The sequence below is a fragment of the Anaerosacchariphilus polymeriproducens genome, from assembly GCF_003363435.1.
GTDB lineage: Bacteria > Bacillota > Clostridia > Lachnospirales > Lachnospiraceae > Anaerosacchariphilus > Anaerosacchariphilus polymeriproducens.
Map to the genome: position 1 here is coordinate 124,692 of NZ_QRCT01000050.1, position 13,309 is coordinate 138,000.

The 13,309-nt window shown below is 35.4% G+C and carries 14 protein-coding genes; 12 read left to right on the forward strand and 2 right to left on the reverse strand.

Annotated elements, in window-relative coordinates; all coding sequences use genetic code 11:
- The first annotated feature begins 2 nt into the window (after positions 1-2).
- From cysK to DWV06_RS16065, 7 genes are all read left to right on the forward strand, one after another.
- Positions 3-938, forward strand: coding sequence for a cysteine synthase A (cysK, locus tag DWV06_RS16035; protein WP_115483204.1), 936 nt, complete (start codon positions 3-5; stop codon positions 936-938).
- A gap of 77 nt (positions 939-1,015) precedes the next feature.
- Positions 1,016-1,702: a FadR/GntR family transcriptional regulator gene (locus DWV06_RS16040; protein WP_115483205.1), complete on the forward strand. Its 687-nt coding sequence runs from the start codon at positions 1,016-1,018 to the stop codon at positions 1,700-1,702.
- A 226-nt stretch (positions 1,703-1,928) separates the two neighbouring features.
- Positions 1,929-3,644, forward strand: coding sequence for a dihydroxy-acid dehydratase (gene ilvD, locus DWV06_RS16045; protein ID WP_115483206.1), 1,716 nt, complete (start codon positions 1,929-1,931; stop codon positions 3,642-3,644).
- Positions 3,645-3,668: 24 nt separating this feature from the next.
- The gene (locus DWV06_RS16050; RefSeq protein ID WP_115483207.1) at positions 3,669-5,033 is read left to right on the forward strand and encodes a GntP family permease; all 1,365 of its coding nucleotides are present in this window, start codon (positions 3,669-3,671) and stop codon (positions 5,031-5,033) included.
- Between the two features lie 21 nt (positions 5,034-5,054).
- On the forward strand, positions 5,055-5,684 hold the full coding sequence (locus DWV06_RS16055; protein WP_331463345.1) for a bifunctional 4-hydroxy-2-oxoglutarate aldolase/2-dehydro-3-deoxy-phosphogluconate aldolase: 630 nt from the start codon (positions 5,055-5,057) through the stop codon (positions 5,682-5,684).
- A gap of 12 nt (positions 5,685-5,696) precedes the next feature.
- The gene (locus tag DWV06_RS16060) at positions 5,697-6,722 is read left to right on the forward strand and encodes a sugar kinase (protein ID WP_115483209.1); all 1,026 of its coding nucleotides are present in this window, start codon (positions 5,697-5,699) and stop codon (positions 6,720-6,722) included.
- 224 nt (positions 6,723-6,946) lie between these two features.
- On the forward strand, positions 6,947-7,546 hold the full coding sequence (locus DWV06_RS16065) for a manganese efflux pump MntP (protein ID WP_115483210.1): 600 nt from the start codon (positions 6,947-6,949) through the stop codon (positions 7,544-7,546).
- A 159-nt stretch (positions 7,547-7,705) separates the two neighbouring features.
- Here DWV06_RS16065 and DWV06_RS16070 read toward each other — a convergent pair whose 3' ends face one another.
- Both DWV06_RS16070 and DWV06_RS16075 read right to left on the reverse strand, forming a co-directional pair.
- Positions 7,706-7,906 (reverse strand): cold-shock protein, encoded by a 201-nt coding sequence (locus DWV06_RS16070; protein ID WP_115483211.1) that lies wholly within the window; start codon positions 7,904-7,906, stop codon positions 7,706-7,708.
- Between the two features lie 132 nt (positions 7,907-8,038).
- Entirely contained in the window at positions 8,039-8,542 is a 504-nt protein-coding gene (locus DWV06_RS16075) for a DUF5721 family protein (RefSeq protein WP_115483212.1), read from the reverse strand.
- A 190-nt stretch (positions 8,543-8,732) separates the two neighbouring features.
- Between DWV06_RS16075 and DWV06_RS16080 the strand changes: the two genes are divergently transcribed.
- The 5 genes from DWV06_RS16080 (at position 8,733) to DWV06_RS16100 (ending at position 13,000) form a co-directional block, all read left to right on the forward strand.
- Positions 8,733-10,037 (forward strand): M18 family aminopeptidase, encoded by a 1,305-nt coding sequence (locus DWV06_RS16080; protein ID WP_115483213.1) that lies wholly within the window; start codon positions 8,733-8,735, stop codon positions 10,035-10,037.
- 61 nt (positions 10,038-10,098) lie between these two features.
- On the forward strand, positions 10,099-11,325 hold the full coding sequence (locus DWV06_RS16085) for a transglutaminase domain-containing protein (RefSeq protein ID WP_162300663.1): 1,227 nt from the start codon (positions 10,099-10,101) through the stop codon (positions 11,323-11,325).
- 109 nt (positions 11,326-11,434) lie between these two features.
- On the forward strand, positions 11,435-12,274 hold the full coding sequence (locus tag DWV06_RS16090; RefSeq protein WP_115483215.1) for a DegV family protein: 840 nt from the start codon (positions 11,435-11,437) through the stop codon (positions 12,272-12,274).
- Between the two features lie 73 nt (positions 12,275-12,347).
- Positions 12,348-12,602 (forward strand): hypothetical protein, encoded by a 255-nt coding sequence (locus DWV06_RS16095; RefSeq protein WP_115483216.1) that lies wholly within the window; start codon positions 12,348-12,350, stop codon positions 12,600-12,602.
- A gap of 110 nt (positions 12,603-12,712) precedes the next feature.
- Positions 12,713-13,000 carry a hypothetical protein gene (locus tag DWV06_RS16100; RefSeq protein ID WP_115483217.1) on the forward strand — a complete coding sequence of 96 codons (288 nt, stop codon included), beginning with the start codon at positions 12,713-12,715 and terminating at the stop codon, positions 12,998-13,000.
- Positions 13,001-13,309: the final 309 nt, after the last annotated feature.

Sequence of the window (13,309 nt, forward strand, 5' to 3'; positions counted from 1 at the left end):
AAATGGCTAAAATAGCAAAGAAGTTAACAGAACTGATTGGGAACACACCATTATTAGAATTATCTAATTATGAGAAAGAATTGAATTTAGAAGCTAAAATTATTGCGAAATTAGAATATTTTAACCCAATGGGAAGTGTAAAAGACCGTGTGGCAAACGCAATGATAGAAGATGGAATTAAATCCGGAAAAATAAACAAAGATACCGTGATCATAGAACCAACAAGTGGAAATACCGGTATTGGACTTGCCTTTGTAACTGCTTCAAAAGGACTGCATCTGATATTAACAATGCCGGACACCATGAGTGTGGAGAGAAGAAGAATTGTATCAGCTTTAGGGGCAGAAGTAGTTCTTACCCCAGGTGTTGATGGAATGAAAGGTGCGATCAAGAAAGCAGAAGAATTAGCAGAAGAATATGGAAATGCATTTATTCCACAACAATTTGAAAACAATTCAAATCCTGAAGTTCATAAAGCGACAACGGCAGAAGAAATCTGGAAAGATACCGATGGGAAAGTGGATATTTTTGTGGCAGGAGTAGGTACGGGAGGTACGATAACAGGGAATGGAGAAGCGTTAAAGATTAAAAATCCAGATTTGAAAGTAGTCGCTGTTGAGCCGGCAGCCTCCGCTGTTTTGTCAGGTGGCAAAGCGGGTTCCCATAAAATTCAGGGAATTGGTGCTGGGTTCGTTCCAAAAGTTTATAATTCTAATGTAGTAGATGAAATTTTCCCGGTAGAGAATGAAGATGCATTTGAAGCAGCGAGACATATTGCGATGACCGAAGGTTTATTAGTTGGAATATCATCAGGAGCGGCAATCTTTGCGGCAACAAATTTAGCACAAAGACCTGAAAATAAAGGGAAGAATATTGTCGTATTGCTTCCGGATACGGGAGAACGCTATTTGTCAACGCCTCTTTTTGAAAGTAAATAGTTATTATATTGACATTAAAAAAGTTAGCTGATATATTTAATTGATAAAACATTTAGAAAAATGGTAGGTGACAAAAGATGTTAAAATCGGTGCATCCGGTACAGAAACGATTACCAGAGCTTGTTTCAGAACAGATAAAGGAATTAATCGCAAGCAAAGACTTAAAGATAGGAGACAAGCTGCCGAACGAATTTGATATGGCTGAGCAGCTTCAGGTAGGCCGTGGGACAATTAGAGAAGCAGTTAAGATTCTTGTTTCGCAAAATATATTGGAAATTAGAAGAGGGTGTGGAACATTTGTCAGTGAACGTAAGGGCATTATGGATGATCCTTTAGGCCTTTGGATTATTGAGGATAAGCAGAAACTTGCTTTGGACTTATGTCAGGTACGTTTAATGCTGGAGCCTCAGTTGGCCAGACTCGCAGCTCAAAATGCTACCGACGAGGATATTGCTCAATTATGGAAAGCAGCAAAAGCTGTAGAAGAGAAAATTCGTGAAGGAAAAAATCATTCGGACGAAGATATTTATCTTCATGTATTGATTGCTAATATTAGTCACAATGAGGTTGTAACGAAGTTAATATCAGTCATACAATCTGCTGTTTATTTATTTATAAAAATAACGAAATCAATATTAAGAGAAGAAACAATCCAAACACATGAAGCCATTGTAAGTGCAATTGCTAATAAAGATGCAGTTGCAGCAGAAAATGCAATGCGTAAACATCTATTATTAAATCAAAGTCAGATACTTAATAAATAAGATTCATTTTAAAGTCAAAATACTTATGATAGATAAGTATTTTGACTTTTTTTGTGCAATACTAACAAAAAAGATGAAGGGAATTAACGAAATTCGTCTAATTGACAAGTTATCCGTGGTATGCTAACATTGTTACATAAGACATCATACGACCTACATGTGACTATGCTGCAAGGCAGGTCTAAAGGTATAAGTTTGACTAATATAATGTATAGGAGGAAGAAAGATGAGAAGCCAGGAATTGAGAAAAATTGCTCCGGAGTTAGATTCTCTCCGCCTGGGAACCGGATGGAAACTGGAAGATTTGGAAAAACCACAGATCATCATTGAAAGTTCTTTTGGAGACAGCCACCCGGGCAGCTGCCATTTACTAGAGCTTGTTGAGGAAACTAGAAAAGGTGTTACGGCTGCACAAGGTTTTGGTGCAAGATATTTTTGCACAGATATTTGTGATGGTGAAGCTCAGGGACATGATGGAATAAATTATTCATTAGCATCTAGAGACATTATGGCTAATATGATTGAGATTCATGCAAATGCAACACCATTTGATGCCGGTGTGTTTATTACAAGTTGTGATAAAAGTATGCCAGCGAATCTTATGGCGATTGGTCGAATTAACATTCCGTCAATTATTGTTACAGGAGGGGTCATGGATGCCGGTCCCGACTTATTAACATTGGAACAGATTGGAAAATATAACGCAATGTGCGAGAGGGGTGAAATTACTAAAGAAAAATTAGAGTATTATAAGCAACATGCCTGTCCATCTTGTGGTGCTTGTTCCTTTATAGGTACTGCTACTACCATGCAGATCATGGCAGAGGCATTGGGCTTAATGTTTCCGGGAAGTTCAGTGATGCCGGCGACCAGCGAAGATTTACGTAAGTTTGCTTATAAAGCAGGTTTACAGGCAGTATGGCTGGCAAAAAATAATTTGACGCCAAAAGAGATTGTAACAAAAAAATCCTTTGAAAATGCAATTATGGTCCATGCAGCAATATCAGGTTCCACGAATTCATTACTTCATTTACCGGCAATTGCCAAAGAATTTGGGATAGAGATTGATGGTGATACATTTGACAGAATTCATAGAAATGCTCATTACCTTTTAAATATCCGTCCAGCGGGTGAATGGCCGGCACAGTTTTTCTACTACGCAGGTGGTGTACCGGCGATTATGGAAGAAATTAAGGATAAACTTCATTTAGATGTAATGACAGTAACGGGAAAAACTTTGGAAGAAAATCTGGAAGAGTTAAAAGAAAATGGTTTTTATGATAAATGTCAAGAATATCTTAATAAATGGAAATTAAGAAGAAAAGATGTAATTCGTCCGAGTCATAATCCAATCGGTACAGATGGAAGTATTGCCATTTTGAAAGGAAATCTCGCACCGGATGGAGCAGTGATCAAACATACGGCATGTCCAAAAGAAATGTTTGAAGCAACTTTATATGCCAGACCTTTCGATAGTGAGGAAGAGGCTCTTGAAGCTGTATTAAAACACGATATAAAACCGGGACAGGCTGTGTTTATTCGTTACGAAGGGCCAAAAGGAAGTGGTATGCCTGAGATGTTCTATACATCGGAAGCCATATCTTCAGATAAAGAGTTGGGAAAGAGCGTAGCGTTGATAACAGATGGGCGATTTAGCGGGGCATCTACAGGACCGGCTATTGGTCACGTTTCTCCTGAGGCAGCAGACGGTGGTCCGATCGCTCTGGTCGAGGATGGAGATTTGATTCATATTGATATTAAAGAAAGACGGTTAGATATTGTAGGAATAAAGGGTGAAACAAAAACAAAAGATGAGATAGAAGCTATTCTTGACGAGAGAAGGAAAAGGTGGGAGCCAAGACCATTAAAATATTCATCTGGTGTATTAAAGATATTTTCAGAACATGCTGTGTCGCCAATGAAGGGCGGATATATGAAGTAAAAGTACGAAAGGGGAACGATTCTTATGAGTAATGAATTTGTAGCAGATCCAACAAGATTAATTATTGCCGCATTATGTGGCCTGGCTATCTTATTATTTTTGATTATTAAAATTAAAATGCAGGCTTTTCCATCGATTTTGATTTCTGCATTAGCAATAGGACTAATTTCTGGAATGCCATTGACATTGATAACTGATACTGTAACAAAAGGTATGGGTGAGACATTAAAAGGAATTGCACTATTAGTAGGGTTAGGCTCAATGTTCGGTGCGATTCTGGAAATATCCGGAGGGGCAGAACGTGTAGCAGTCACGATGATTAAGTATTTTGGTGAAAAAAGGGCCGGTTGGGCACTTGGATTGACAGGTATGGTAGTTGCGATACCGGTATTTTTCGATGCAGGTTTGATTATTTTGATACCATTGGCATTTTCTATTGCAAGAAAGGCGAAAAAATCAGTTTTATTCTTTGTAATTCCATTGCTAGCCGGTTTGGCTGTCGGTCACGCTTTTATTCCACCAACACCGGGGCCAATTCTAGTGGCAAATATTTTAGGAGTAGATCTTGGTATCGTGATTGGGTTAGGTTTGATTTGTGGTACATTCGCTTTGGTTGCAGCAGGTCCTTTATTTGGTACATATTGTGGTAAGAAGTTTGATATTCCAGTACCTTTACAATATCAGGAAGTGCCTGAAATTGAGGAAAACAAGATGCCTTCATTTGGAAGCATTGTATTAATTATTCTTGTACCTTTAATGCTGATTTTAATTAATTCTGTATTGGGTATTATGCCACAGAATTCGTTTGTAACAACGGTTAAATCTATTTTTTCTTTCCTGGGTACTCCATTTGTTGCATTATTGATTGCAACTATAATTGCTTGGTTGATTTTGGGTGTGAAGCATGGTTACTCAAGAGAAGAGCTTGAGAAAGTAATGACAAAGTCATTAGAACCGACAGGCCTGATTCTTTTAGTAACTGCAGGAGGCGGTGTATTACGTTATATGCTTCAAGATTCAGGACTTGGCGAGATTATTGGAAATGTAGTGAAAGCGACACCATTGCCGATTATCGTGGTAGCATTCATCATTGCACTTGCGGTACGTATATCCGTTGGTTCAGCCACTGTTGCTATGACTATGGCAGCAGGTATAGTAGCATCGATGCCTATGGTTACAGGTTTATCACAGTTACATTTGGCATGTCTAGTAATGGCGATCGCAGGTGGTTCTACAGCAGCGTCACATTTTAATGACTCAGGATTCTGGTTGGTTAAATCTTTGTGTAACTTAGATGAAAAAACAACATTTAAAACGTGGACGTTGATGGAAACAATTGTTGGATGCACCGGTTTTTTAGTTGCATTAGTCATTTCAATTTTTGCTTAGGAGGAAGATAGAGTGGATTCGATGTTAGAACAAGTGAAAAATTTTGGAGTAATACCTGTAGTTGTTATCAACGACGCCAAAGATGCAAAGTTTTTGGCACAGGCGCTATGTAATGGTGGTCTACCTTGCGCCGAGATTACTTTTCGGACTGAGGCAGCAGTAGAAGCGCTTAAGATCATGAGCAGGGAATTCCCACAGATGCTTCTTGGAGCCGGTACGGTATTGACCAAAACACAAGTCGATAAAGCCATTGAAGCCGGTGCAAAGTTTATTGTAAGTCCGGGTTTCGATTCAGAGATTGTAGATTACTGCTTAGAAAAAAATATACCAGTATTCCCCGGATGTATTACACCTTCAGAAGTGATACAGGCGGTAAAGAGAGGGCTGAAAGTTGTAAAGTTTTTTCCTGCCGAATCAGCAGGTGGTCTGGATATGATAAAAGCGATGTCAGCACCATATACTGATTTGGAGTTCATGCCAACAGGAGGAATTCATGCAAAAAACCTTGAAAATTATCTTTCTTTCTCAAAAATAGCAGCATGCGGAGGAAGCTGGATGGTAAAAAGTGAACTGATTGAATCCGGAAGGTTCGATCAAATTGAACAATTAACAAAAGAGGCCAAGGCATTAGTTAATAAAATTCGTAAGTAAGGAGATATAATAATGGCAAAAAAAGTAATTACATTTGGAGAAATTATGTTAAGACTTGCTCCGGAAGGATATTATCGTTTTGTGCAGGCGGAAAGTTTTGAGGCTACATTTGGCGGAGGAGAAGCTAATGTAGCAGTATCCTTAGCAAATTATGGTTTTGATGCCAAATTTGTAACGAAACTTCCGAAACATGAGATTGGCCAGACGGCGATTAATTCTTTGCGTCGTTATGGAGTGGATACTTCTTATATTAAAAGAGGCGGAGACCGTATAGGTATTTATTATCTTGAAAAAGGTGCATCGCAAAGACCTTCGAAAGTCATTTACGATCGTGCCGGTTCTTCGATAGCAACAGCTAAGAAAGATGATTTTAACTGGGAAGAAATATTCAAAGATGCTCAGTGGTTTCATTTTACCGGGATAACACCAGCAATCGACGATGAGCTAGCATCAATTTGTCTGGATGCTTGCAAAATGGCGAAAGAGATGGGAATCACCATCTCATGTGATTTGAATTATAGAAATAAGCTATGGTCCAGAGAAAAGGCAGGACGTGTCATGGATGAATTATGTCAGTATGTGGACGTATGTATAGCGAACGAAGAAGATGCTGCGGATGTATTTGGAATCAAGGCAGCAGATACAGACGTTACGAAGGGTACTGTAAATCATGAAGGTTATAAAGAGGTAGCAAACCAGCTTGCACAGCGTTTTCATTTTTCTAAAGTAGCCATTACATTAAGAGAATCTTTATCTGCCAATGATAACAACTGGTCTGCAATGCTATATGATGGCAATGATTATTATTTTAGTAAAAAATATAAAATGCATATCGTAGACCGAGTTGGTGGCGGGGACAGTTTTGGAGGCGGATTGATCTGCGCATGTTTAAATGGCTATGATGCGCAGAAAACGATAGAGTTCGCAGTAGCTGCTTCTTGTTTAAAACATTCCATTGAAGGGGATTTTAATATGGTCTCTGTAGATGAAGTACTAAAACTTGCGCAGGGAGATGCTTCCGGTCGTGTACAAAGATAAGAGAATAATAAGAAGTTGTTGACAATTAAATATCATTAAGGTATTATGTTATCTATGTAAATAAGGGAGTAGTTGGCATCTTGAATAAAGATGTAATGAAGTCAACATACTGATAATATATTATCTGGCTTTATTTTAAATAACGAGACTTATCTACAGCCTAAGCTGTAGATAAGTTTTTTTAATTAAATGGAAAGTACAGTAACAACTAAAGGAGAAGCGTTATGGGTTTAGTAGAATTATTTATTTTAGCTGTAGGGTTGTCTATGGATGCTTTTGCGGTATCTATATGTAAAGGTTTGTCGTTGAGAAAAATACAAATAAAACATATTGTCGTAGTTGGACTGTATTTTGGTATTTTCCAAGGAGGAATGCCGTTTATAGGGTACCTTTTAGGAAACCAGTTCAGTGAAAAGATTGTAAGTGTGGATCACTGGATCGCATTTATTTTGTTGCTGATTATTGGAATTAATATGATAAAAGAATCTAGGAAAGATGAGATAGATGAAATAGAGAATAACGCTGAAAATACAGGGTTAGAAGTAAAAGGAATGCTGTTATTAGCTATTGCTACGAGTATTGATGCTTTAGCAGTAGGAGTGACATTTGCATTTTTAAAGGTAAATATTCTACCGGCCGTAACATTTATTGGAATCACAACTTTTGTCCTATCATCGCTTGGAGTAAAGATTGGTAATGTTTTTGGATCCAAGTATAAATCTCATGCGGAGTTGGCGGGTGGTCTGATATTGATTATTTTGGGAACCAAGATATTATTGGATCATACAGGATTTTTACAAAAATTAGGAACTCATTTATTTTAAAAAACTATTAAGACAAAAAAAGAATGTGCATACGCACATTCTTTTTTAATCATCATGTTTCATAATTCAATATAGCTTTATTCTTAATAAATATAGATATTTATATATAGAAAAAGGTACACTGGAAATCAAATGATTAGAATAAGATAGAAATTAATTCTATAATTTAGTTACGTTTGTAGCTTGTGGTCCTTTAGCGCCGTTAATTACTTCGAATTGAACTTCTGCGCCTTCTTCAAGAGATTTGAATCCATCCATGTCAAGACCTGAATAGTGAACGAATACATCGTTTCCTGCTTCGTCAGAAATAAAACCGTAACCCTTTTGGTTGTTAAACCATTTTACTGTACCTTTGCTCATTGCGATACCTCCAATAAATAATATGTCAGTTGTGTCCCCACAACATAGGTTAAGAATAACATAAATATTCAGTAAAGTAAAGCTGAATTTTCAAATATTATAAATATCTTATTGACAATTTCTATTATTTTTTTACAGGTTTGAAAATGGTATTTGTCCTCTTTTAAAAAACTTAATAATCATAGTATCCCATGCCTGCTCTAACGTTTTATCAATCGTAAAAAGGTTCAGAGAGGTACCTGTAATACAATGAAATTCATTTTGAGCAAAATGAATATTCAGATATAATCCGTTAATATCAGAAGATGTCATGGGAATACCTGTTTGAGTCAATAGATTTTCAATATTTTTAGGGGATAAAGCTAAAACAAATTTTAATTGTAAAGGAGTCTTTTTCCCTTTAATTAATTCAAGGCAGATCTGTTTAAAGTTACTCCAATAATCATAAGTCAGAGAATTACGTTCACTTATGCTCAATTCATCAGTAGAGTAAAATGCATTTTGAATCCGCCCATCGATCTTATAAGAATTTCCTGTCACGATTATAGCTTCTATTAATAAAAAATGATCAAATAAATCAGACTTAAGCAGCTGAGAAACGAATTTAGGAGAATCTTCTATTAGTAATGAAATCATATAAACCTCCGTTTTATTCAATTACGATAGATATTGCAAAATTTTTTCGCAACAACTATATGCAAATATTATAGTCTTGTCAGACAAAAAAAGAAAGTCTATTTTGGGGAAATATTAAAGATATAGTTGGATAATTACTCAGAAACGATTATAATAAGCATATAACATAAAGAATAGCAGGAGGGAAGTAATGGAAAACTTAAAGAGTATAGATGAATTATTAGAATTGGTGGAACAATCAACTTCGGCTTTTCATACAGTAAAAGCAGGGATAGAACAACTGAATGAGGCAGGTTTTGAGCCGCTTGATCTGACTACTGAATGGGGTTTAAATCGTGGAGGGAAATATTATTTAAATTATCATGATTCTACTCTAGTTGCATTTACAATTGGAGAGCAGTTCGATTACAATGAAGGCTGCAGAATAACAGCAGCTCATTCGGACTTTCCGTGTCTCAAAATAAAACCAAATCCGGATCTAAGAAAAGAAAAATATGCGCAGATAAACGTTGAGGTTTATGGTGGAGCTATATTGAATACATGGCTGGACCGTCCATTATCGGTAGCCGGGAGAGTAGTATTAAAGAGCGATGATATTTTTCATCCTATTGTAAGACTAATCGATGTCAAGAGACCAATTTTTGTGATCCCTAATTTAGCAATTCATTTAAATAAAGAAATCAATAAAGGAATCGAATTAAACAAACAGACAGATATGCTGCCGATTGGAGCTATATTAGAAGAAGTGGAAAAAGAATGGAACCAGTATCAATATTTTATGAATTTTCTTGCACGAGAGCTGCATGTAAATAAAGAAGATATTTTAGATTTTGAATTAAACCTATATGTTGCTGAACAAGGCGATTTGTTAGGAATGGATGAATCCATGATTTCAGCTCCCAGATTAGACAATTTAACTGGTGTGCATGCAGTGATAACAGGATTGATTGAGGGGGAAAGAAAAGCAGGTATTAATGTAGGCGTTCTGTTTGATCATGAAGAGATAGGAAGCAAAACGAAACAGGGGGCAGGCTCTATATTTTTATATACAATATTAGAAAAGATATTCTGTAGTTTAGGCAGGACACGTCTTCGTTTTCAAGAAGAACTTTTTGACAGTTTGTTCCTATCCATTGATGTTGGTCACGCATTTCATCCAAATCAAGAAAAGAAGAATGACATTACGAACAAGAATATTTTGAATCAGGGGATATCAATTAAAGAATCTTCGGTTCAGTCCTATGTGACAGATAGTGAAGCGATTGGTATAATACAGCAGATATGTGAAGCCAAAGAGATTCCTTATCAAAAGTTTGCTAACCGCTCAGATGGATCTTCGGGAAGCACATTAGGCTCAATTGCCTCCACCATGCTTCCAATCAAAACAGTTGATATAGGAGTGCCAATATTGGCTATGCATTCAGCTAGAGAATTAATGGGCGCTAAGGACCAGATTGCATTAGTGAATTTAGTGAAAGCTTATTATAGCTTATAGGTTATGCGATATAGTATAACGAAAGAAAAGAACGAAAAAAATCATGAAGGTCAGGTTTATAATGAGAAGAAAAAGAAATAAAATAAGATATTATGTTTCCGTAGTTATTATAATCTTATGTGTATTTACGATAGTAGAAAACAAAAAATTAATAAATTCTAAATTAGAGGATGTCTGGACTATTTTACAGGATACAATCGTAGAGAACGAAAGTAAAAAAGTTATTGAGAAGTCGAAAGACACTACTAAAAAAAGTGAAATAGAAGAAACGAAATCAAATAAATCAAAAAAGACAATAGGTGAAATTGAAAGATATGCTTATTCTTATTTAAATAAAGAGGAAAAGAAAGTATATATGGAATGGGTCGATATATTACTGGAGCATAAAACGAAAGTAGAAGTATCTACTTTAGATCCTGATATAATAGAAAAGGCATATCGATATGTATTAAGTGATTATCCGGGTATGTTCTGGGTCAATGGATATTCCTATGTGGAACATAAACTGTTTAATAAAACAACGAAGGTGGTGGTAGAACCGGAATTTACCATGACCAAAGAGGAAAGACAGGTTAAGCAGAAACAGATAGATGCAAAGGTTAATGAATATCTTTCCGGAATTTCTCAGGAGAGCAGTGATTATGAGAAGATGAAATATGTTTATGATTCTTTGACAACTAAAGTAGTCTATAACAAAAATGCAAAAGATAATCAAAATATTTGCAGTGTATTTTTAAATGGGGAATCTGTTTGTCAAGGTTATGCCTATGCCACACAGTATTTATTGCAGAAACTGAACATCCCTTGTGTGTCAGTTACAGGTACTGCATTGGGTGAGGGACATGCATGGAACCTTGTGAAACTGGATGGACAATATTATTATGTGGATACTACCTGGGGCAGTAACTCAAATCAGAAAGAGTATGCGAATCAAGTCAATTATGCTTATTTTTGTCTCACATCAGCAGAGATGAGTCTGACGCACCAACCTTCCGGTTTATTTCCTCTGCCAGAGTGTACTGCGACACAGAATAATTATTTTGTAAAAGAAGGCTATTATTTTGAGTCTTTTGAAACATCAGTACTAAGTAAATTTATTCAGACGGCCTATGAAAGTCAGCAAAACGCAATATGTTTAAAATTTGCGAATAAAGAATTATATGAATCGTTCCGTAAATATTATATAGAAGAATCACATATTTTTGACTGTATAGGACAGACTACTTCTATTCGTTATCTGGAAGATAATGTTCATAATGTATTGACTTTTTATCGTCAAAGTGAATAAAATACTTTTCAAAAATTAACATGTATGTTATCATAAGTAGAGTTAAAAACTACATTACACAGAATAGAATATGATTTAATAATGGTAATAACATGTGAGGAGATGAAGTATGAGTTTTAAAGTTGTAATAGACAGTTGTGGCGAATTACCAAAAGAATTAAAAGGGGATCAAAGATTTGAAACGGCTTCTTTAGAGATAGATGTTGATGATTATCATATTGTGGATGATGAAACCTTTGATCAAGCAGCTTTCTTAAAAATGGTAAAGGAAAGTCCGAATGTACCCAAATCATCTTGTCCTTCTCCTGAAAAATATATGAAAGCTTATCATTGTGATGCCGAGCATGTATATGCGGTCACCTTATCTTCGAAATTAAGTGGTTCCTATAATAGTGCGGAATTAGGCAGACAATTATATGAAGAGGAATATGGTTCGAAAGATATTTATGTATTTGATTCCAAATCAGCATCAGTAGGTGAAACACTGATCGCTATGAAAGTGCTTGAATATGAAGAAGCAGGTATGGCTTTTGAAGAAGTAATAAAGAATGTAGAAACATTTATTAATGAGATGCAGACTTTTTTTGTATTAGAAACATTAGACACATTAAGAAAAAACGGTAGATTAAGTAATTTGAAAGCTTTTCTAGCAAATACTTTAAATATTAAACCGGTTATGGGAGCTACGCCAATCGGAGAGATTTGTCAGTTGGATCAGGCTAGAGGAATGAAAAAAGCGTTAGATAAAATGATTGATCAAATTGTTGAGAAGGCAGTTCGTCCGGAAGAAAAGATATTGGCGATATCACACTGTAATTGTTTTGAGAGAGCAAAAGAGTTTAAAGAAGCTGTGGCAAAGAGATGCAGATTTAAAGATATTTTTATCGTCGATACGGCCGGAATCAGTAGTATGTATGCCAACGACGGTGGAATAATTGCCGTAGTTTAAATATTATTAATTCATGCAAAAATCACAGAAATAGTGTATAATACTTGTTAAAAGTTTAATAAGGAGAGGTATTATGAGTCAAGAGAAAGTATCACGTTATAAAGAGGAAAAAGCAAAAAGAAAAGATATCTTAAAAAAGCAAAGGTTTAAGAATTTGCTTTATAAAGCTTGTGCAGGTGCTATTTGTCTGGCGATTGTTGGATGGATAGGCTTTTCAGTATATCAAAATAATCATGAGGCGAAAGAAAAGAAGAAAAATGCTGTGGCTGCTGAAATTAATTTGGACGCTATTAACGAATATACCAGTGGGTTGACAGCACAACAGTAAATAGAGCTTATATAAATGTAAAAGAATCCAATTTGTTAGTATAAATTTGGATTCTTTTTCTATGTATTTTTGTACAAGCTGTTATAAGTTAGAGGAAAAAAGCATATATATTGACAGTTCATAATATTGTTGGGGAGCACTATGCTAATGGCGTTAAACAGTATACATGGAACATATTTAATGGAGTAGAAGAAAGACCTAGTAATATTAATCATGATTATTTATATTGTACAATAGACAAATATTTTGACGGTCAATTGCATTATTATGCAGTAACATTAAAAAAAGTTTCAGCGGTACCAGTTCAAAGGTGGACAGAATATAATGCTGATGGCTCATTTGATACTATGACAGATTGGGTTGGAACTTTTAGTGGAAAGTTAATATTAGTACATTAAAAATAATTAGTTACAATAAAAAGTAAAGGGCATCTAGTTTATTTAGTTTAATGTATTGAATCCGTTTTTAAGTAAAAAATAGGAATATACCGCTACAAAACGGTAAACGATTTGTAGCGGTATAGTGTAAATTTATTATTAGTATGTAAATAGTGTCGTTGCAAAACTGATTTTTTGTAGGTTAGGCAACGACTTTATTTTTTTGGAAAATTTGCAAAATAAATTAGAAATATATGTTATATATAAATTAATTGTTGAAATATTTCGAATTAACACTTAAAATCAATATATAAATATAATTGTTGTTGA

Bases quoted from the DNA above. Each gene is read 5' to 3' on its own strand.
- DWV06_RS16070 (WP_115483211.1), bottom strand. From the start codon at position 7,906: ATGAGCAAAGGTACAGTAAAATGGTTTAACAACCAAAAGGGTTACGGT.
- DWV06_RS16095 (WP_115483216.1), top strand. From the start codon at position 12,348: ATGAGTCAAGAGAAAGTATCACGTTATAAAGAGGAAAAAGCAAAAAGA.
- DWV06_RS16075 (WP_115483212.1), bottom strand. From the start codon at position 8,542: ATGATTTCATTACTAATAGAAGATTCTCCTAAATTCGTTTCTCAGCTG.
- DWV06_RS16085 (WP_162300663.1), top strand. From the start codon at position 10,099: ATGAGAAGAAAAAGAAATAAAATAAGATATTATGTTTCCGTAGTTATT.
- ilvD (WP_115483206.1), top strand. From the start codon at position 1,929: ATGAGAAGCCAGGAATTGAGAAAAATTGCTCCGGAGTTAGATTCTCTC.
- DWV06_RS16060 (WP_115483209.1), top strand. From the start codon at position 5,697: ATGGCAAAAAAAGTAATTACATTTGGAGAAATTATGTTAAGACTTGCT.
- DWV06_RS16055 (WP_331463345.1), top strand. From the start codon at position 5,055: ATGTTAGAACAAGTGAAAAATTTTGGAGTAATACCTGTAGTTGTTATC.
- DWV06_RS16040 (WP_115483205.1), top strand. From the start codon at position 1,016: ATGTTAAAATCGGTGCATCCGGTACAGAAACGATTACCAGAGCTTGTT.
- DWV06_RS16050 (WP_115483207.1), top strand. From the start codon at position 3,669: ATGAGTAATGAATTTGTAGCAGATCCAACAAGATTAATTATTGCCGCA.
- DWV06_RS16080 (WP_115483213.1), top strand. From the start codon at position 8,733: ATGGAAAACTTAAAGAGTATAGATGAATTATTAGAATTGGTGGAACAA.
- DWV06_RS16090 (WP_115483215.1), top strand. From the start codon at position 11,435: ATGAGTTTTAAAGTTGTAATAGACAGTTGTGGCGAATTACCAAAAGAA.
- DWV06_RS16065 (WP_115483210.1), top strand. From the start codon at position 6,947: ATGGGTTTAGTAGAATTATTTATTTTAGCTGTAGGGTTGTCTATGGAT.
- cysK (WP_115483204.1), top strand. From the start codon at position 3: ATGGCTAAAATAGCAAAGAAGTTAACAGAACTGATTGGGAACACACCA.